The following is a 20,160-nucleotide window of genomic DNA, read 5'->3' on the forward strand; positions in this document are numbered from 1 at the left end:
AGCATGCCGGCCACGCTAGACGGCAAGTTGGTAGTGGCAATCAGCTCGCGCGCGCTGTTCGATTTCGAACAGGAAAACCGCGTGTTCGAGCAGAACGACGATACTGCCTACATGGCGCTGCAGCAGTCGCTGCTGGAGCGGCCGGCCCAGCCCGGCGTGGCCTATCCGCTGGTGAAAAAGCTGCTGGCGTTCAACCAGGGCGGCGAGCAACTGGTCGAGGTGGTCATCCTGTCACGCAATGACCCGATGAGTGGGCTGCGCGTGTTCAAATCGGCCGAGCATGCCGGCCTGCAGCTGGAGCGCGGCGTGTTCACGCGTGGCCGCCCGGCGCATCACTATCTGGCGCCGCTCAAGGCCAATCTCTTTCTGTCGGCCAACGAGGCCGACGTGCGCGAGGCCATACAGCGCGGTTTTCCGGCCGCTCGGGTCTATCCCGAATCGGTACAGGTGGCCGAAACCCACGCCGACGAAGTGCGCATCGCCTTCGACGGCGACGCGGTGCTGTTCTCGGATGAAGCCGAGCAGGTGTTCCAGCGCGACGGCCTGCCGGCCTTCCACGCGCACGAACACGACAAGGCCGCGCTGCCGCTGCCCGACGGCCCATTCCGCCCGCTGCTGGAGGCACTGCACCGGCTGCAGCGGCAAAGCGCCGCCAACCCGGCGATGAAAATCCGCACCGCACTGGTCACTGCCCGCAGCGCCCCGGCGCACGAGCGCGCCATCCGCACCTTGATGGGCTGGAACATCGAGGTGGACGAGGCCATGTTCCTTGGCGGGCTGGAAAAAGGCCCCTTCCTGCGTGAATTCCAGCCGGATTTCTTTTTTGACGACCAGACCGGCCACTGTGAATCGGGCGCACGCGTCGGCCCCACCGGGCAGGTGCATTACGGGGTGACCAACCGTTGATCTGCGAGCGCCAGGCACTCACCCCGGCTCGTGCTGCATCACCTGGCTGGGGTTCTGCCCGAAATGCCGGCGGAAACGGCGCGAGAAACTGGCCACCTCGCGGTAGCCCAGTTGGGCTGCCACTTCGCTGACATTGCCGGCGCCGCTCATCAGCAGTTGCAGCGCTTTTTCCATGCGCAGGTTCAGCAACAGTTGCGACGGCGCCATGCGCATATGGGTGATGCACAGCTTGTGGAAGTAACCGGGCGTGACGCCCAGCCGCGCGGCCAGCTCGTCCACGCGCCATTCGCGGCTGTAGTCCTGTTTCACGGCGTCGAACAAGGTCAGCAGCCGGCGCTCCATGTGCGGCTTGTCCAGCGCGGCGGCCAACGATTGCGACAAGATGCCCATGGTGAGCGACAGCGCGCCGGTGGCAAACGGGTTGTGCGCGCCGCCCGCCTCGACCTCGCGGCACAGCAGCGAGAGCGCGTCGAAGATGCTCTCGGTGTGTTGATCCGGATAAATCACGTTGCCCATGGTGTTGAGCGCATGCCAGCGCGGCGTATCGCGCAGCAGGAACCAGCCAAAGCGCCATACCTCGCCATGCAGGCGGAAACCACGCAGCCCGCCCTTGGGCAGCACCACGAAATCATGCGGGCGTATCGTCTGCCAGCCGTTCTCGTCCAGCGCCTCGGCCTCGCCATGCGCCGACAGCAATACGGTGTGAAACGGTGCGCCCAGCCGCTGCACGGCAAAGCACTCGCGCGCGGTGGTCACGCCGGCCAGGATCACGTCGAACTCGTCCAGCTTGCGGTAGAACAGCGTCTCGTAATCGTGCGCGCCCACATAGCGCTGGCGCGAGGCCGGCGCGATGTCGAACGCTTCCTGATATTCCACGCCGTGATGGCGGTTGGGTTGATATTTCATCGCATCAGATGAGATCAGGACAAATCGAGAATCAAAGCGGACATTCCTAAATAGCGGGCGATCGGCTAGTTTGGCGCAGCGTCAGTCCAAGGGGCAAAAAAGCCCCGGCGCAGACCCAAGCCACGATCTCGGCGAGAGGGGCCTCAGCGGGGTAAAGAGCAGCGCAGAAACCGGAATGTACTTAGCGTACATGAGGATTTTGAGCAGCGCATGATCCCCGATCAGGCCCTCGCAGCCAGATCGCGTCAGGTCTCAATACTAAAACCAAATGATGGAAGGAGGAGACGTAATGTCTCGCAAATCACAGTCCCGCAACCTGCGGCGGCTTGGCATGGGCGCGCTCGCGCTCGCCATGGGCCTCGCCTCTGTCGGTTCCCTGGCTACCGAAGCCGCCCCGTATTTCTTCACCTGGGGCTACGGCGAAAGCAGCTACAAGTTCACCAGCCTCGTCGATGCCAAGCAGAAAGCCGGTCTGGATGCCGCCACCCTGGCGTTCATCATCACCGGCAACAGCGGTTGCAGCCTGAGCAACGATGTCGACAACATGCTCAGCGATGTGCTCGCGTTCCAGCAGCAAGGTGGTCGTTTGATCATCTCGTTCGGCGGCGCAGCCGGCACCTATGTGGAAGCCAAGTGTACCGGCCCGCAAATGGCCACACTGGTAGATGCCCTGCTGCAACGCACCGGCGTGCGTGCGCTGGACTTCGACATCGAAGGCAGCCAGCTGTCGCAAACTGCGCTCAACAGCGTGCGTAACGAAGCCATCAAGACGCTGCAGGCCAAGTATCCGGACCTGTACATCTCGTTCACCCTGCCGACCAACCCGACCGGGCTGACCAGTGAGGGCCTGAACCTGCTGCGCGGCGCACAGGCAGCCGGCGTGCGCACCGACGTGGTCAACGTGATGACCATGGACTACGGCGCATCGATCTCCAACGGCAAGAAGATGGGCGATCTGGCAGTGCAGGCTGCCAATTCGCTGTTCAGCCAGCTCAAGGGCATTTACACCACCAAGAGCGACGCCGAACTGTGGGCCATGGTCGGCATCACGCCGATGATCGGCAAGAACGACGTGCAGACCGAAATCTTCACCACGGCCGACGCCACGCAAGTTGCCAACTTTGCCAAGCAGTACAACATCGGCCTGCTGTCGTTCTGGGCGCTGCAGCGTGACCGCAGCGGCTCGGGCAGCCTGGATGATTTCTCGCTGACCCCGCAGACCGACTACCAGTTCTACCAGACCTTCAAGGCGGCCAAGACCGGCACACCGGCTACCCCGGTGCCGACAGCCACACCGGCACCCACTGCCACGCCGAAGCCGACCGCTACACCGGCCCCGACGGCTACCCCGGTTCCGACCGGCACACCGACTGTCACGCCCAAGCCCACTACGACTCCGGTGCCGACCACAGCCCCGACCGTGACGCCGAAGCCGACCGCCACCCCGGTGCCGTCGACCACCACCTGCGCCGCCACCTGGAGCAGCAGCACTGCCTATAACGGCGGCGCTACCGTGGCCTACAACGGCCACAACTACCAGGCCAAGTGGTGGACACAGGGCAACGTGCCGTCCAGCAGCACTGGCGATGGTCAACCGTGGGCCGACCTGGGCGTGTGCGGTGGTGATCCGGCGCCGACAGCAACACCGGCCCCGACGGCCACCCCGCTGCCGACAGCAGCCCCGACCGTGACGCCGAAGCCGACCGCAACCCCGGTGCCGACCAGCGTACCGACTGCCACCCCCGCACCGACCGTCACCCCGGTACCGGGCGGCTGCGCAGCATGGGCTGAAGGCAATACCTACACCGCAGGCACCTGCGCCAGCTACGGCGGCAAGGACTATGTGGCACAGGTAACGCACACTGCCTACGTCGGCGCCAACTGGAACCCGGCCGCAACGCCGACGCTCTGGAAGCTGAAGTAAGTACGACTCCCCTGCTCGGCCACTCTCCAGGCCGGGTGGGGGCGCTGCCGGCGCATGGCTGCGCCGGCAGCAGTCTCACATCCTTGTAATTGTCGTGTCCGACTTGATGGCCCACCTCGGTGGGCCTTTTTTGCGGCATCAGGTTCATTTACAGGTGGGGCGCCACATTAACCCTTTGGTGGGGCCAGCTGCCGATCGCTCTTGGTAAGGGTTATGTTGGCGTATTTCCGATTGATCCGTTTCCTCTCTTCGCCGGGTTTGAAAAACTCGCTACACGACCTTCCATGTTGTACGGAAGGTTCGTTTATTTGCTTAAGGTGTGTAGCTGGCAGGCAGGCTGTAGCCGATCAGTTTTTCGAAATTGACGCCTTCGCATTGTGCGTTGTACGACACAAAGTGGTCGGCGCCATTGCGGCAGCGATAAACAGGGGTGGCATTTGCATCCGAGGCGTTCACGCTGAAGCCGAGCACGGAGTCAAGCTTGCCACCTGAATTTTCGCATTGGCTCAAGTTTGTGATGAAGTCGTCATCCGGGTAGGTGCCGGAAAAACAGCGATACACGATGCCATAGCCGGCCAGCTTGGGATTGGGCCGGAGCGGCAGCTGGAATACCCACTCCAGCGAATAGCCGGGGTCTTCGTTGCGATAGCGTGCTTCATGGTGATACGCGCCGCCCAGGCGGTAGACCTTCCAGTCTGCAAGGCCGGAATGGGTAAGCCGCGGCGGCAGGCTCAGCACATTGCCCTGGCCGGAGTAACCCCAGGAGGTGGCGGTGCAGCGCGACAGATTGGCGCCGGGCACCTGCATGGCGGCTGAGGTGCAGCGGTCGGGCTGGTTGGGTGCTTGCGGCACATAGAACACCACGCCGGGCACGGTTTCGGTCTGGCCGGCGCTGTTGGTCTTGATCCGCGCCAGGCCCGACAGGGTGTTGTTCGCAATCACCAGCGTATCGGCAATGCTGCCCGAGTTTTTCATCACCGCCGAGCCAGCATGGTTGTAAATGATGTTGTCGGTGATGGTCAGGTTTTTGACCACGGCAGACTGGTTAGTCAGCGCGGTGTATTTACCCACCTCGATCGGCCATACCGATTTCAAATCATCGCGCGGATTGTCCTGTTCGCAATTTCTGCAGTAGCCATCACCGATGATGTTGTGATCAATTGTGGTGTCCAGGCTGTCCACGACTTCAAATATGTTGAGTTTCTCATTCAAGTCATTGACGCCATAGACCAGAATCTGTCCGCCGTTGCACATGAATTTTTTATTTTCGCTTTCGCACTGCCTGTATTTTCCCTCCCGGTGGTTGTTCAGAAACACGTTCGAGGTGACATGGCTGGTGTTGGTGGCGTGCAGCACCAGTGCATTCGCTCCGGTGTTGGTAAACACCGAATTGGTGATGTTGATATTGGCGCTGACCTGATAGACGTTGCCAACGGCCGGGCCGGCAAGCACGCCGAGCACGCCGGCATTGTCGAAGGCCGACTGATCGATGGTGATGCCGTTGACCCCGTTGTAGGTGACGGCGTAATGCGGTGCGTCGAATACGCTGACCTTTTGCAAGGTGACCTGGCTGGATTGATCCGCCCGGATGGTCGACGCGGTCGGGCAGTTGCTGCCGTTGATGTCGCAGCGGAGGACATTGGCATCTTCCTTGAAGGCCAGATCGGACACCTTGATATTCGATGACGACGAAATCTGCAAGGCATTGCACGACACCGACTCCAGCCCGATGCGACTGATCGAATGTCCGTTGCCCAGCACGGTGATATTGGATTTGCCGCTGATCTGCCCCAGCGCTGATTGCGACGGCCCGCAGCACGAGGTGCCGGTGCAGGAAATGTCGGCAATCAGGCTGATCGTACCGCCCGAGGGCGTGCCGCCCAGGCATGACGACCAGGAAGCCGCATTACTGACATTACAGTCGGCATGTGCGAGGGCGCTGATGAAAAACAATAAGCCGGAAAATTTTCTGAGGTAACTCATAAAGGTCCTGGTTTGCGGTGAAATTGAAATAATTTACAAGTATTGCGGCTGACTGGCTTGCGGGTACTGAATGCAGAAGTTGGTTCCGAAGTACTCAGGCATATGAATAAACATACCTTTGCCATGCAGTGATTGATTGCTTCGAGTTTGTGGATAGTTTTCTCGGAAAGACAGCGAAATTAGAGAAAATCTTACATAAAGTATCATAAATTCTTGGTATTTTTGAGCGTTATTCCGGTCAGTTACAGACGGAATGCTGACATTGCTGCCGCACAGCGTATGCCTGCTAAATGGTGCATCAGTTGTGTGCTGCAGCTGGCGCGTTCACTCAACACGGTCGGCAGGCAAGGTGCACGACGCCTTGAATTTACCCAGAATATGGAGCGCTACTGCCGTCCGCCCAGCGCAACACCCGTTCACTGCGGAAGGTGTGCTCCTTGCCGCTGACCGGGTCAGTGAATGTGATGGAACGCGCCAGCAATTGCAGCGGGCGGCTGAAGTCGTCGCCCTTGTCGGGCAGTGCCAGCGGGTACCACGGGTCGTGCAGGATGGGGATGCCCAGCGCGCACAGGTGGGCGCGCAGCTGGTGTTTCTTGCCGGTGTGCGGCTGCAGCCGGTAGTGCGCCCAGTCGCCGCGCTGCGCGATCAGGCTGATGCGCGTTTCGCTGTTCGGCTCGCCATCGGCCTCGTACATGGTGAAGTTTTCCGGCCGCTCCTCCAGCCGGCTGCGGTGCACCAGCGGCAGCGCCAGATCGGCGCGGTAGGGCGCGATGGCCTCGTATTCCTTTTCCACCCGCCGCTCGGCAAACAGCTTCTGATACGCGCCGCGGTAGGCCGGGTCGGCGCAGAACAGCATGATGCCGGCAGTTTCGCGGTCCAGCCGGTGGATGGGAGCCAGATCGGGCAGGTCCAGTTTTATGCGCAGGCGCGTCAGCAGCGTTTCCTGCAAGTGGCGTCCAGCGGGTATGCAGGCGAGGAAATGCGGCTTGTCGGCCACCACCAGCTGATTATCCCGGTAGAGGACATATTCCTCGAACGGCACCGGCGTTTCACGTGGAACCTCGCGGTAATACCAGATGCGGCTATAGGCGCGGTAGGGGCTGTCCGGCGCAAATGGCACGCCGTCCGGGTCGACCAGCGCGCCACGCTGCAGCCGCTCCAGCCACGCGGCCTCGGCCACGTGCGGAAAGCGCGCCACCAGAAACGCCAGCAGGCTGGGCCAGCTGCCGGCAGGCAACTCCAGATAGCTGGGCGTGATGCCGTCGCGTTGCGGCAGGGGGCAGTGGCTGGGCTTGGGCACGGCGGATACGGGGGCGGGGTAAAGGCGGCACTATACCCCGTTCTCCACTGCGGGCAGAGGCGATGGCAGTACCAACCATCTGATTACAAAGGCCCGACTCGTGCTGCTGACGAGCATGGCGAGGCTCCCTCGCGCAAACGAGGGCGGGGGGCGTGGAATCAATCAGGAAGAGCCGCTGTTTCACCTTCAGAAACCGGTGAGAACCCGGCTTTGCCGGGTGCTTGATGCCGGTTTATCAACAGATGACGGCCGAGGGGGCCTAACAGGCGCTCAGCGTAGCGACAGCGCGATCGTCGCCGCAATGCGCTCGGCGGCGGCGGTATCGATCTGCCAGTGCGTTACCAGCCGCATCACGCCGTCCTCGGGCGGGTTGGCCTTGATGCCGGCGGCGGTCAGGTCGGCCATCAACTTGGCCACGTTCACGCCGGGCGCCACGTCGAACCACACCATATTGATATCGAGCTGATCGCGGCGCACGGTGATGCCCGGCTGCCCTTCCAGCAGGCCGGCCAGCTTTTTGGCGTTGGCGTGATCCTCGCCCAGCCGCTGGCGCATTTCGCCCAGCGCCAGCAGCCCGGCCGCAGCCAGCATGCCGGCTTGGCGCCAGCCGCCGCCCATCAGCTTGCGCTTCTTGCGCGCCACTTCGATGAAGTCGGCTGGCCCGGCCAGGATGGAGCCGATCGGTGCCGCCAGTCCCTTGGACAGGCAGAACATCAGGCTGTCGGCACACGCGGCGATATCGCGCGCATCCACATCCAGTGCGGCAGCGGCGTTGAACAGCCGCGCGCCGTCCAGATGCACCGGCAGGCCGGCCGCCTTGGCAACGGCATGGCAAGCCTGCATGCCCGCGAGCGGCAGTGCGCGGCCGTTGCCGTGCGCGTTTTCCAGGCACACCAGCCCGGTGCGCGGCAGGTGGATGTCGCCATCGGGCCGGATGCGGCTGCGGATGTCGTCCGGGTCCAGCTCGCCCAGCCAGCTGACTACCGGGCGCAGGTTCACGCCGGCAATCACCGCCGCCGCGCCCACTTCGTGCCAGACGATGTGGCTGTCCTCACCTACGATCACTTCATCGCCGTGCCGGCAATGCGTGAACAGCGCCAGCTGGTTGCCGAAGGTGCCGGTGGGCACGAACAGCGCCGCCTGCTTGCCTACCAGCTCGGCCGCACGCGCTTCCAGCGCGTGCACGGTCGGGTCGTCGCCATACACGTCGTCACCCACCTCGGCGCTGGCCATGGCCGCGCGCATGGCCGGGGTGGGTTGGGTCACGGTGTCGCTGCGGATGTCGATCCAGTCCATGCTCTAGCCTCGGGTGCGTAATGCATGCAGCGTAGCGCAGGCGCAACGCCGGCAAAACTGTGGATCATCCTGATCCGCGCAGGCGCTACCATGCGGCGTGAGCAGGCGGCGTGTGCTGCCGGGCCCGAACAGCGAGTTTCCATTCCATGGCAGAAGTTTTCACCCGGCCGCCGTGCGCGCGCCTGCCGCTGGCCGTCGATACCGCGCCCATGCTGGCCGCGCTGGCGCGTATTCCCGATGCTGCATGGCAGCCGCATTTCAATACCGAGTATTTCAGCGGTGATTGGAGCGGCGTGGCGCTGATCGCCCCGGCCGATGCGCAGGGCGGGCTGACGCCGGGGCAGGGCGAGCCTGTGCCCACTGCGCTGTATCAGGCCGAGCCGGCATGGTCGGCCGCGCTGGCGCCGCTGGATGCCGTAGTACGCAGCGCGCGCCTGCTGCGCCTGGGGCCGGGGGCGTGCATACGCGAGCATTGCGATTACGACCTGGGCAGCCCGGACAGCGATCTGCGCCTGCATCTGCCCTTGCTCAGCCACCCCGACGTCGAATTCCTGCTCGACGGGCTGGTGGTGCCGATGCTGGCCGGCGAATGCTGGTTCCTTGATTTGTCGCGGCCGCACCGCGTGCACAATCCCGGCACGCAAGTGCGCATCCATCTGGTGGTCGATTGCCGCCCCAGCCCCGCGCTGCAGGCCATGATTGCCGCCGGTGCGCCTGCCACGCCGGCGCTGCAGCCCAGTCGCGGCAGCCTGGCGCTGCAGGCATTCCAGCAGCAGGTGGTGGCCGATGCCACGCTGCGTGCCAGCCTGCTGGCGCACAGTGAGCGCGATACGTTCATCGATACCGTGCTGGCGCTGGGTCGGCAGCATCAGCACCTGTTCAGCCGCGATGACGTGCTGGCCGCCATGCGCCAGCAACGGCAGCGCTGGCAGCAGCGCTACATGGTGCAATCCGCATGATGGCCGCGCTGCGCCCCGCTGATCTGGCCGGCTGGCTGCCTATCATGGCCCGCTCCTCGCCGGCAGGTTACCGGCTGGACTGGGCTTTTTTTGACCGCCATGCGCTGCAGGAGCCGTTTTTCCACAACAGCACCGACAGCGTGTTGCAACTGCCGTTCAACCAGCTGTTTCGCCGCGACACCGCGCTGGACGTGCTGGCGGCATGGGCGGAGCAGCCCGCCGATACCGCACCCGCTGCCTTTGTCTTTCACGCCTCGCGCTGCGGCTCCACGCTGATTGCGCGCATGTTGTCGCGGCTGGCGAGCCACACCGTGCTGTCCGAGCCTGCCCCGCTCGATACCTTGCTGCGTGCGCACTACACCGATCCGGTCGCCACTCGCTGGCAACGCGACAGCCTGCGTGGCCTGCTGGCCTGCTACGGCCAGCGCCGCCGGGGTGGCGAGCGCAGCCTGGTGGTCAAGCTCGATGCCTGGAACATTTTTGAACTGCCGCTGCTGCGCGCAGCGTTTCCCGACACACCATGGATTTTTCTCTACCGCGATCCGCTGGAAATCGTCGTGTCGCAACTGCGCCAGCCCGGGGTGCATGTGGTGCCGGGCATGCTGGGCGCGTCACCGCTGACCTTGCCGTTTGACGAGGTATCCGGCCTGACGCGTGCCGAGTTCGTAGCGCAGGTCATCGGGCAGATACTGGCCGAGGGCGAACGGCAATGCCGCGCCCACGGCGGCATTGCCGTGAACTACAGCGAGCTGCCCGGCGCGGTAACCGGGCGGCTGGCCGGCCTGTTCGACCTGCATGCCGACGATCTGGCGCTGGCTGCAGCGGGGGCCGGGCAACACGCCAAGCGGCCCGAGCAAGGCTTTAGCCCGGATGGCGACGACAAGCGGCGCGAAGCCGGGCCGGAGGTGCTGGCTGCTGTGGCGCAATATGCACAGCCGGCGTATCAGGCGCTCGAAGCCCTGAGAGCGCCGGTTATCCCCTCAACCGTCAGCGTGTGAGCAAGGGCAGCAAGATCCCGGCACAGCCGGGATCTGGCCGGCTGTCGAGGGTGACACGGCGGCGCTCCCTGATTTGATGCCACTTCACCTGCCTTCGCCGCCGCGAGGGGGCCTCGCTTCGCTCGTCAGTGGCTTCACGTATCTGCGCTGTTCCTTGTGGCCATGATCCGCGCGCGGGCACGCGATCAAGCCGGGGGCCGGCAGACAAGAGGCCAGCCCGTGACTTGCAAGGCAGCACCCGCCCATCGATAATGGCGGCATTCTGCAGGAGAGAGCGGCCGGCTTCATGCCACGCGCCGCCGCCGAAGGCGCAAATGCACCCGCAATCGCTCAGGCAAAAGGACTGCAAGATCGGGGGAGACCCCGTTCAATCTGGAGAGCGGCGCGCGCACGCGCGCCCACCGAAGGGGCTAACGGCCACGCTGTGTGTACATCACTGGCGCGCCGGAAAATCTCAGGTTCAGCGGACAGAGGGTGTGAGGTTGTGCCGATAAAGTACCCCTACACTTGAGTGAGCCGGAATGAGCGCCCCGCAACGCACCCCCCTGTTTGAAGCCCACGTCGCCGCTGGCGGCAAGATCGTCGATTTTGCCGGCTGGGAGCTGCCCATCCACTATGGCTCGCAGCTGAAAGAGCACGACACCGTGCGCAGCGATGCCGGCGTGTTCGATGTCTCGCACATGACCGTGGTCGATGTCACCGGCCCGCAAGCCACCGCCTTTCTGCAAAAGCTGCTGGCCAACGATGTGGCCCGCCTCGGCTTCGAGGGCAAGGCGCTGTACTCGGGCATGCTCAATGCCGACGGTGGCGTGATCGACGACCTCATTGTCTACAAGACTGCGTGGGATTACCGCGTGGTGGTCAACGCCGCTACGCGCGATAAAGACCTCGCGTGGATCACCCAGCAAGCCGCCGCTTTCGACGTCACCGTCACCGAGCGCCCTGAACTCGCCATGCTGGCCATCCAGGGCCCGCAAGCCATTGCCAAGGTGAAAGCCGCCAAGCCCGAGCTGGCCGCGCTGATCGACAGCCTCAAGGTCTTCCAGGGCTTGCCCGCCGGTGAGTGGTTCGTCGCCCGCACCGGCTATACCGGCGAAGACGGCCTGGAAATCATGCTGCCGGGTAGCGAGGCGGTGGCATTCTGGAATGCGCTGCTGGCTGCCGGCGTCGCCCCCACCGGGCTGGGCGCGCGCGATACGCTGCGCCTTGAGGCCGGCATGAATCTCTACGGCCACGAAATGGACGACGGCGTATCGCCGTTGGCGGCCGGCATGGGCTGGACCATCGCCTGGGCGCCGGAAGAGCGCGATTTCATCGGCCGCAGCGTGATCGCGGCGGAAAAGGCCGCTGGCCCGGCCTACAAACAAGTCGGCCTGGTGCTGGAAGGTAAGGGCGTGCTGCGCGCCGGCCAGACCGTGCAGACCGATGCCGGCGAAGGCGAAATCACCAGCGGCACCTTCAGCCCCTCACTCAAACTGTCGATTGCCATGGCGCGCGTGCCCGCAGCGGCCAGCGGCATCGTGCAGGTCGATATCCGCAGCAAGCTCGAGCCGGCGCGCATCGTCAAGATGCCGTTCGTGCGCAACGGCCAGAAAGTATTCGAATAACAAACTCACCCTCCATAGAAGGACGATAGACATGAGCCACGTTCCCGCCGAACTGAAATACGTCGATACCCACGAATGGCTGCGTCTGGAAGACGACGGCACCATCACCATCGGCATTACCGATCACGCCCAAGCGCTGCTGGGCGACATCGTTTTTGTCGAGCTGCCGCAACTGGGCGCACAACTGGCCGCTGGCGATACCGCCGGCGTGGTCGAGTCGGTGAAAGCCGCGTCGGACGTATACGCACCCATTGCCGGTGAAGTCGTTGCCATCAACGAAGCGCTGGTGAACGAGCCGGAACTGGCCAACACCGAGCCGTATGGCGATGCCTGGTTCTTCCGCGTGCGCCCGGCGGATGCCGACGCACTGGCCGGCGCGCTGGATGCTGCCGGCTACGTGGATCTGATCGGCGCCTGATGCCATGGCCGGGCTGCTCCGGGACCGGCTGATTTTCGCGGTACTCGGTGCACTGTTCGGCCTGTTCTACGGCGTACTGCTGGTGTTCGCGCTGGCCAGCTGGATGACCTCGCCGCTGGCGGCGCGCCTGCTGATGCTCAGCAGCGGCGGCTTTGCGCTGACCGGTTTGCTGAGCGGTGGCTGGCTGTTCGATACGCTGTTTGCCGCGCTCATCGTGTTATGGGGGCTGCTGACCGGCACCGGTTCATATGCCGGCCGGCCGGCCCTCACCGGCAATGGCTGGGTGGGTCGTTTGTTTCTGTTTGGGGCCGTTAGCGGCCTTGTTTTGTATTTTGCTTACTGATGATGGCCGCGCCCCCGCGCGGCCGCCCATCAGCGTAATGCTATTTTTCGGGTATATCGCATGACTTCCCTGCCTCAATCGCTGCTGGCGCTGGAACAGCACGACGAATTCATCGGCCGCCACATCGGCCCGGACGCCAACGCGCAGCAGCAGATGCTGGCAACCCTGAACGTTGCCTCGCTCGACGCGCTGGTGGCCGAGACCGTGCCGGCCGCGATTCGCCTGCCGGCCGATCTGCCGCTGCCGGCGCCGCGCCGCGAGGTGGATGCACTGGCCGACATCGCCGCGCACGCCAAAAAGAACGTGGTGCGCACGTCCTTGCTGGGGCAGGGTTACTACGACACGCTCACGCCCAAGGTCATCCTGCGCAATGTGCTGGAGAACCCGGGCTGGTACACCGCCTACACGCCGTATCAGGCGGAAATCGCCCAGGGCCGGCTGGAGTCGCTGCTGAATTACCAGCAGATGGTGATTGACCTCACCGGGCTGGAACTGGCAAATGCATCGCTGCTGGATGAAGCCACCGCAGCGGCCGAGGCCATGGCCATGGCGCGGCGCATTTCCAAGTCCAAATCGAACGTGTTCTTTGTCGATGCTGCCGTATTCCCGCAAACGCTGGACGTGCTGAAAACGCGCGCGCACGGTTTCGGTTTCGAGCTGCGTGTCGGCACCCTGGACGAAGCAGCCGGCGCCGATGTGTTCGGCGCGCTGCTGCAATACCCGGGCGATGATGGCGAAGTGCGCGATCTGGCGCCGGCCATTGCCGCGCTCAAGGCGGCTGGCGCCGTTGTTGCCGTTGCGACTGACCTGCTGGCGCTGGTGCTGCTGAAATCGCCGGGCGAGCTGGGCGCGGACATTGCGCTGGGTTCGGCGCAGCGCTTTGGCGTGCCCATGGGCTTTGGCGGCCCGCACGCCGCCTTCTTTGCCACGCGCGACGAGCACAAGCGCTCGGTGCCGGGCCGCATCATCGGCGTGTCGGTCGATGCACGTGGCAAGACGGCGCTGCGCATGGCGCTGCAAACGCGCGAGCAACACATCCGCCGCGAAAAGGCCAACTCCAATATCTGTACTTCGCAGGTGCTGCTGGCCAATATCGCCGGCCTGTATGCGGTGTACCACGGCCCGCAGGGGCTGACGCGCATTGCGCAGCGCACCGCGCGCCTGCTGGCGATTTTCGTCGCCGGCCTGAAGAACGGCGGTGTGGCGGTGCAGAACGCCAGCGCCTTCGACACCGTGCGCATCGCCGTGGCCGACAGCGCCGCGCTGGTGGCCGAGGCTGAAGTGGCCGGCTACAACGTGCGCCGCGTCGCTGCTGGCACCGTGGCGGTGTCGTTCGACGAAACCACCACCCGCGCCGATGTGGCTGCGCTGTGGCAGGTGTTCGGCGTCAGCGCCGATGTCGAAAAACTCGATGCAGATGCGGCCAGCCTGATCCCGGCTGCGCTGCAACGCACCTCCGCCTTCCTGACTCACCCGGTGTTCAACAGCTACCACACCGAGCACGAAATGCTGCGCTACATGAAGCGGCTGGAAAACAAGGACCTGGCGCTGAATCATTCGATGATCTCGCTCGGCTCGTGCACCATGAAGCTGAACGCCACCAGCGAGATGATCCCCATCACCTGGCCTGAATTCGGCCGCATCCACCCGTTTGCGCCGGCCGAGCAAACCACCGGCTATGTGGCGATGATTGAAGAGCTGGCCGAATGGCTGCGCATCATCACCGGCTTCGATACCGTCTGCATGCAGCCCAACTCGGGCGCGCAAGGCGAATACGCCGGTCTGGTCGCCATCCAGCGCTATCACGAGTCGCGCGGCGATGCGCACCGCACCGTCTGCCTGATCCCCAAGTCGGCGCATGGCACCAACCCGGCGACAGCACAGATGATCGGTCTGTCGGTGGTGGTGGTCGATTGCGACGAAGCCGGCAACGTCGACGTGGCCGACCTCAAAGCCAAGGCTGAAAAGCACGCGGCCGAGCTGTCGTGCCTGATGATCACCTACCCGTCCACGCACGGCGTGTTCGAGGAAGCAGTGCGCGAGATTTGCGACATCGTGCACGGCTTTGGCGGCCAGGTGTATATGGACGGCGCCAACCTCAATGCGCAGGTTGGCCTGACCGCGCCGGGCTTCATCGGCGCCGACGTCAGCCACATGAATCTGCACAAGACCTTCTGCATTCCGCACGGCGGCGGCGGCCCGGGCATGGGCCCGATTGGCCTGAAGGCGCATCTGGCGCCGTTCGTCCCCAACCACGCCGTGCGCGCGGTGCCGGGCGAGAGCGTGGGCCAGAGCGCGGTGTCGGCCGCGCCGTATGGCTCGGCGTCCATCCTGCCGATCTCGTGGATGTATGTCGCCATGATGGGTGGCAGCGGCCTCAAGCAGGCCACGTCGGTGGCGCTGCTGAACGCCAACTATGTCGCCAGCCAGCTGGCCGGCCACTACCCGGTGCTGTACACGGGTACGCGCGGCCGCGTGGCGCACGAGTGCATCATCGACATCCGCCCGATCAAGGCGGCCACCGGCGTGAGCGAAGTGGACATCGCCAAGCGCCTGATGGACTACGGCTTCCACGCGCCGACCATGAGCTTCCCGGTGCCGGGCACCATCATGATCGAGCCGACCGAATCGGAATCCAAGGCCGAGCTGGATCGCTTCATCGACGCCCTGATCAGCATCCGTGCCGAAATCGCCAGGGTGGAGGACGGCAGCTGGCCGGCCGACGCCAACCCGCTGAAAAACGCGCCGCACACGCAGGCGGACGTGATGGGCGCGGATTGGGATCGTCCCTACAGCCGCGAGCAGGCGGTGTTCCCGCTGGCCTGGGTGCGTGACAACAAGTTCTGGCCGAGCGTGAACCGTATCGACGATGTATACGGCGACCGAAACCTGTTCTGCGCCTGCGTGCCGATGGATGAATACGCGGCGTGATTACGCTGTATGAGCTGGCCTGGTCGCACTATTGCGAAAAAGTGCGGCTGGCCCTCGCCTATAAAGGCGTGCCGTGGCGGCGCGTGGGCGATAACGCGTTCAGCAAGGCCGGCATCCATGCGGTGGCCGGCGGCCAGCGCGTGCCGCGCCACGCCTTCCCCACCGTGCACGACGATGCCACCGGCGCGGTGGTGTTCGAATCGACGCCCATTCTCGATTACCTCGATCAGCGCTATCCGGATGCGCCGCTGCTCTACCCCGGTGACGCGGCCAACCGCGCCGCCATCCGGCAGCGGCTGATCGAGTTCGATACCCTGCTGGGCGTGCCGGCGCGGCGCTTTGGCTATACCCAGCTCATTCTTGAATGCCCCACCGTGCTGCCCTCGCTGTTTCTGGGTCAGATCGCCGGCGGCGTGTTCACCAAGCCCGGCCTGCGCTGGCTCACCGGCCACGTCCTTGGCATCTTGCTGACCAAGCGCTTTGCCTTCCACCGCAGCGAGGCCATCGGCCTGTATGAGGGGCTGGAGCGCTATCTGCTCGATCTGGCTGCCGCGCTGGACGGGCGCGAGTTCGTGGTGGGCGAGGCGTTTTCCGCTGCCGACATCACGCTGGCCACGCATTTGCGGCCGCTGCTCATCGTCCCGTTCTTTGCCGAGCACCCCGGCCTGCAGGGGCTGTTTGCCCGCCAGCAGCAGGTGTTTGCCCAACTGGGCGCCGAGGCGGAATTCCCCTACCAGGCTGCCATTACCGCCGCTCGCCAGCACCGTGCTCCGGTGCGCCGCAAGCTGCGCGATGTGGCCGGCAGCCTGCCGCTGCAGCCCGCCGGCGCTCTGGCCGGCAATGATCAGAACAAGGTGTGGACGTGGAACATGGTGCTGCACCCGTGGTATTACCTGGTCACGCTCAGGCGCAATAAGGCACGACTTGCGCTGGCCTCTTCACAGTACCGGTGACATAGCCATGCAACGCGGCCTGCTGCATCATCTGTCCTTTGGTGTGCGCGATCTGGCACGCGCTGCGGCGTTTTATGATGCGGTGCTGGCCACCGTGGGCTACCGCCGCGTGTTCGAGAGCGACACTGCGGTGGGCTATGGCCTGGTCGATGGGCAGGATGCCTTTTGCATCAAGGCGCGCGCCGGTGCGGCTGCGCCGGGGGCGGGGTTTCATCTGGCTTTTACCGCCCGCACGCGTGATGATGTGCACGCCTTTCATGCCGCTGCGCTGGCGCATGGCGGCCGCGACAACGGCGCCCCCGGCCTGCGCGCGCATTACGGCCCGCATTATTACGCGGCATTCATTACCGACCCCGATGGCTATGCCATCGAGATCGTCATCAACACCCCGGCTTGAGCCTGCCGGCCCGGCCCCCACAAGAAACAAAAAGGAAACCGCCATGACCATCACTACCCTCGTGCTGACCGTGCTGGGCGCAGACAAACCCGGTCTGGTCGAGCAACTGGCCGAAGTCGTCGCCGCGCACAAGGCCAACTGGCTGGAGTCGTCGATGAGCCGGCTGGCCGGCCAGTTTGCCGGCATCCTGCGCATCGAGCTGAACGGCGCCGACCGCGCCGCGCTGGAAGCCGCGCTGCAACAGCTGCCCGATCTGCAGGTGGCGGTGGTTGAGGGCGGCGCGGCCGAGGAATACCCGATCGAGCTGATGCTGTCAGTCACCGCACACGACCGCATCGGCATCGTGAAGGAAGTGACGCAGGTACTGGCCCGCCACGGCGTGAACGTCGACCAGCTCAGCACCGAAGTCGTGCCCGCGCCGATGTCGAGCGAGCCGCTGTTCCAGGCCGGCGCCGTGCTGCGCGCCCGCGCCGGTTTCGATGTGGATGCACTGCAGCGCGATCTGGAAGCGCTATCCGACGATCTGTTCGTCGAATTCGGCAGCGCGGACTAAGAGCCGCTACAAAACCCTGCTGGCGGCGTTACGCTCACTGGCCGTACGCCTTGTACTGTCTGCGTTTCGCGTGCCTTGCCAGCATCGCTACACTGGGCTTTGTTAGCGGCTCTAAGCCGCCGAACACAGCGCCGGACAGCAAAGACCCCGCCATGGCGGGGTCTTTGTATGTGGCGGGCAGCTGCAACCCAGTGGCGATACGGCAGGCGCTCAGTATTCGCCCAGCAGCCACGAGATGGCCACCGCAAAATACTCGCGCAGCCATGCGTTGTAGCGCGCAACGAGCGGCGTGGGCGCGCCGGCAGTCATCACGTTGCCGAAACCCTGGCGCTGGGCAATGCGCCCGGCGCGCCACATGTGGAAGTCGCTGCTGACCACCAGTACGGCATCGCTATCGGGCTGGTGGCCATGCCTGGCGAGCACGCGATGGCTGAACAGCAGGTTTTCCTGGGTGCTGGTGCTGCGGTCTTCGCGCAGGATGCGGCTGTCGGCAATGCCATGCGCTAGCAAGTCGGTGCGCATCGCATCGGCCTCGCTCACGGCTTCGCTCAGCCCTTGGCCGCCGGATACCACCAATACCGCATGCGGATATTGCCCTGCCAGCTGCCGCGCCCGATTCAGGCGTGCCTGCAGCATCGGCGAAGGCCGGTCGCCATCGAGCCCCGAACCCAATACGATGATGGCGGAAGGCGCGACCGCCGGGGTGGCTAGTTGCTGTCGGGCCAGGTGCCAGAAAAACGCCAGCAGCGTGATCAGCCAGGCCAGCAAGAGCCAGCCCAGCGCCTGCCAGGCACGCTGGCGCCATACGGCTCGCTGCAGCCAGCCCTGCCAGCGGCGGGCCAGCAACACGGGTAACAGCAGTCCCAGCCCGAGGAACAAGGGCACCAGCGTACCGACATTGAGTTTGCCCGCCAGGCACCAGGCCAGGCCATCCAGCGCAAGCAGTGCGCCTGCCAGTATTTGCAGCCATTGCCGCGGGGATTGCTTGCCAAGCTGCATGTGCCGGGGCCGCCACTAGGGAGTTGGATAGCCGCCGATTATGCGCAGCGCAGGCCACGGCGGCAAAACTGCCTGCAGTGCAGGCAGAAATCATGCCGTGTTGTGCGTGCCGCCATGCCGCGTGCGCGCGCTTTTTCGCCTGCCGGCCCGTAATCGCCGGGGCCGGCTTGGTGGGTGGCGCTAAGTCACGGTAAAATCATCGTTTTTCCGGGGCGGCCTGTTGCTGCTCCTGCAAACAGGAATACAGCATGAGCCTCAAATGCGGCATCGTCGGCCTGCCCAACGTCGGCAAGTCCACGCTTTTCAACGCCTTGACCAAGGCCGGCATCGAAGCCGCCAACTACCCGTTCTGCACCATCGAGCCCAATGTCGGCATCGTCGAAGTGCCGGATGCGCGCCTGCAGCAGCTGGCCGGCATCATCAATCCGCAGAAAATCGTGCCGGCCATCGTCGAATTCGTCGACATCGCCGGTCTGGTGGCGGGTGCTTCCAAGGGTGAGGGCCTGGGTAACCAGTTCCTCGCCAACATCCGCGAGACCGATGCCATCGTCAACGTGGTACGCTGCTTCAACGACGACAACATCATCCACGTGGCCGGCCGCATCGACCCGATCGACGACATCATCGTGATCGGCACCGAGCTGGCGCTGGCCGACCTCGCCACGGTGGAAAAAGCCATCCAGCGCGAAGGCAAAAAGGCCAAGTCGGGCGACAAGGACGCGATTGCGCAAATCAAGGTGCTGGAAAAGCTGCTGCCGCACCTGAACGAAGGCAAGCCCGCGCGCTCGGCCGGGCTGTCCGATGACGACAAGCTGGCGATCAAGTCGCTGTGCCTGCTCACCATCAAGCCGGCCATGTACGTGGCCAACGTGGCCGAAGACGGCTTCCAGAACAACCCGCTGCTGGACAAGGTCACCGCGCACGCCCAGGCCGAAGGCGCACCGGTGGTGGCCGTCTGCGCCGCCATCGAATCGGAAATCGCCGAGCTGGACGACGCCGACAAGATCGAATTCCTGTCCGAACTGGGCCTGGAAGAGCCGGGCCTGAACCGCCTGATCCGCGCCGGCTTCCAGTTGCTGGGCCTGCAGACCTACTTCACCGCCGGTGTGAAGGAAGTACGCGCTTGGACCATCCACGTCGGCGATACCGCCCCGCAAGCGGCCGGCGTGATCCACACCGACTTCGAACGCGGCTTCATCCGCGCACAAACCATCGGCTTCGACGACTTCATCCAGTACAAGGGTGAACAAGGCGCCAAGGAAGCCGGCAAGATGCGCGCCGAAGGCAAGGAATACGTGGTGAAGGATGGCGACGTGCTGAACTTCCTGTTCAACGTCTGATTCAAGCAAACCGGTTCAGGTGTATGCATTCCAGCGTGCAGACGTGGCACCCAGAGCGATGCGCAGCCCCGTGAAGACGGGGCTTTTTCTTTCCCAACCACATTCGCTACCCCGAAGTCTGCTGCTGGTGCAATGCAGCCGGGGCTGGCTTTTATCTTGAGGCAAGTTAAACGACTCGACCTTTGGCGATGGAAATACCGGCTGTGCGGCAAACAGAGCCGTTACGGAGTCGGAGGCGATTCCGCCCTGCCCAGGTTAAGGGAGGCAGTTGAAGCCACCCGCAAGTCACTGCCTGGAGCGGCTAGCAAAACCCTGCTGGCGGCGTTACGCTCACTGGCCGTACGCCT

17 protein-coding genes and 2 riboswitches are annotated in these 20,160 nt (G+C 64.3%); of the genes, 12 read left to right on the top strand and 5 right to left on the bottom strand.

The annotated features are described in order from the left end of the window. The first annotated feature begins 3 nt into the window (after positions 1-3). A complete protein-coding gene (locus B9A19_RS05885) occupies positions 4-906 on the top strand; it encodes a 5'-nucleotidase (protein ID WP_084089829.1) in 903 nt (300 codons plus the stop codon). Positions 907-924: 18 nt separating this feature from the next. On the opposite strand, the gene B9A19_RS05890 is transcribed toward B9A19_RS05885, so the two are convergent. Further along, a complete protein-coding gene (locus B9A19_RS05890; protein WP_084089831.1) occupies positions 925-1,812 on the bottom strand; it encodes a helix-turn-helix transcriptional regulator in 888 nt (295 codons plus the stop codon). Positions 1,813-2,101: 289 nt separating this feature from the next. Here B9A19_RS05890 and B9A19_RS05895 point away from each other — a divergent pair, with 289 nt between their 5' ends. Then, the gene (locus tag B9A19_RS05895; RefSeq protein ID WP_176216803.1) at positions 2,102-3,736 is read left to right on the top strand and encodes a carbohydrate-binding protein; all 1,635 of its coding nucleotides are present in this window, start codon (positions 2,102-2,104) and stop codon (positions 3,734-3,736) included. A 312-nt stretch (positions 3,737-4,048) separates the two neighbouring features. Here the strand turns inward: B9A19_RS05895 and B9A19_RS05900 are convergent, their stop codons facing one another. From B9A19_RS05900 to B9A19_RS05910, 3 genes are all read right to left on the bottom strand, one after another. After that, positions 4,049-5,719, bottom strand: a complete 1,671-nt coding sequence (locus tag B9A19_RS05900) for a right-handed parallel beta-helix repeat-containing protein (RefSeq protein WP_139798679.1) — start codon at positions 5,717-5,719, stop codon at positions 4,049-4,051. Between the two features lie 367 nt (positions 5,720-6,086). Further along, positions 6,087-7,019: a pseudouridine synthase gene (locus tag B9A19_RS05905; RefSeq protein WP_245804283.1), complete on the bottom strand. Its 933-nt coding sequence runs from the start codon at positions 7,017-7,019 to the stop codon at positions 6,087-6,089. Between the two features lie 270 nt (positions 7,020-7,289). After that, the gene (locus B9A19_RS05910) at positions 7,290-8,315 is read right to left on the bottom strand and encodes a threonine aldolase family protein (RefSeq protein ID WP_084089837.1); all 1,026 of its coding nucleotides are present in this window, start codon (positions 8,313-8,315) and stop codon (positions 7,290-7,292) included. A gap of 146 nt (positions 8,316-8,461) precedes the next feature. On the opposite strand from B9A19_RS05910, the gene B9A19_RS05915 reads away from it, so the two are divergent. From B9A19_RS05915 to B9A19_RS05955, 9 genes are all read left to right on the top strand, one after another. After that, a complete protein-coding gene (locus B9A19_RS05915; protein WP_084089838.1) occupies positions 8,462-9,274 on the top strand; it encodes an aspartyl/asparaginyl beta-hydroxylase domain-containing protein in 813 nt (270 codons plus the stop codon). Continuing rightward, positions 9,271-10,272, top strand: coding sequence for a sulfotransferase family protein (locus B9A19_RS05920; RefSeq protein WP_245804284.1), 1,002 nt, complete (start codon positions 9,271-9,273; stop codon positions 10,270-10,272). Before B9A19_RS05915 ends, B9A19_RS05920 begins: the two co-directional genes overlap by 4 nt. Before the next feature lie 255 nt (positions 10,273-10,527). Beyond that, positions 10,528-10,628: riboswitch (glycine riboswitch) on the top strand. 6 nt (positions 10,629-10,634) lie between these two features. Further along, positions 10,635-10,753, top strand: a riboswitch (glycine riboswitch). 40 nt (positions 10,754-10,793) lie between these two features. Continuing rightward, the gene (gene gcvT / locus B9A19_RS05925) at positions 10,794-11,879 is read left to right on the top strand and encodes a glycine cleavage system aminomethyltransferase GcvT (RefSeq protein ID WP_084089840.1); all 1,086 of its coding nucleotides are present in this window, start codon (positions 10,794-10,796) and stop codon (positions 11,877-11,879) included. Between the two features lie 31 nt (positions 11,880-11,910). Continuing rightward, positions 11,911-12,297 carry a glycine cleavage system protein GcvH gene (gene gcvH / locus B9A19_RS05930; protein ID WP_084089842.1) on the top strand — a complete coding sequence of 129 codons (387 nt, stop codon included), beginning with the start codon at positions 11,911-11,913 and terminating at the stop codon, positions 12,295-12,297. A 4-nt stretch (positions 12,298-12,301) separates the two neighbouring features. Beyond that, the gene (locus tag B9A19_RS05935; protein WP_084089844.1) at positions 12,302-12,640 is read left to right on the top strand and encodes a hypothetical protein; all 339 of its coding nucleotides are present in this window, start codon (positions 12,302-12,304) and stop codon (positions 12,638-12,640) included. Between the two features lie 60 nt (positions 12,641-12,700). Further along, positions 12,701-15,571 carry an aminomethyl-transferring glycine dehydrogenase gene (gene gcvP, locus B9A19_RS05940; RefSeq protein ID WP_084089845.1) on the top strand — a complete coding sequence of 957 codons (2,871 nt, stop codon included), beginning with the start codon at positions 12,701-12,703 and terminating at the stop codon, positions 15,569-15,571. Beyond that, positions 15,568-16,524 carry a glutathione S-transferase family protein gene (locus tag B9A19_RS05945; RefSeq protein WP_176216804.1) on the top strand — a complete coding sequence of 319 codons (957 nt, stop codon included), beginning with the start codon at positions 15,568-15,570 and terminating at the stop codon, positions 16,522-16,524. The genes gcvP and B9A19_RS05945 overlap by 4 nt, the downstream gene beginning before the upstream one ends. Positions 16,525-16,531: 7 nt before the next feature. Continuing rightward, a complete protein-coding gene (locus B9A19_RS05950) occupies positions 16,532-16,921 on the top strand; it encodes a VOC family protein (protein ID WP_217806995.1) in 390 nt (129 codons plus the stop codon). A gap of 43 nt (positions 16,922-16,964) precedes the next feature. After that, a complete protein-coding gene (locus B9A19_RS05955; protein ID WP_084089848.1) occupies positions 16,965-17,474 on the top strand; it encodes a glycine cleavage system transcriptional repressor in 510 nt (169 codons plus the stop codon). 210 nt (positions 17,475-17,684) lie between these two features. On the opposite strand, the gene B9A19_RS05960 is transcribed toward B9A19_RS05955, so the two are convergent. Further along, positions 17,685-18,473: a YdcF family protein gene (locus tag B9A19_RS05960; RefSeq protein WP_084089850.1), complete on the bottom strand. Its 789-nt coding sequence runs from the start codon at positions 18,471-18,473 to the stop codon at positions 17,685-17,687. Between the two features lie 248 nt (positions 18,474-18,721). On the opposite strand from B9A19_RS05960, the gene ychF reads away from it, so the two are divergent. Continuing rightward, positions 18,722-19,813, top strand: a complete 1,092-nt coding sequence (gene ychF / locus B9A19_RS05965; RefSeq protein WP_084089852.1) for a redox-regulated ATPase YchF — start codon at positions 18,722-18,724, stop codon at positions 19,811-19,813. Positions 19,814-20,160: the final 347 nt, after the last annotated feature.

The organism is Andreprevotia lacus DSM 23236, from assembly GCF_900176275.1.
Taxonomy (GTDB): domain Bacteria; phylum Pseudomonadota; class Gammaproteobacteria; order Burkholderiales; family Chitinibacteraceae; genus Andreprevotia; species Andreprevotia lacus.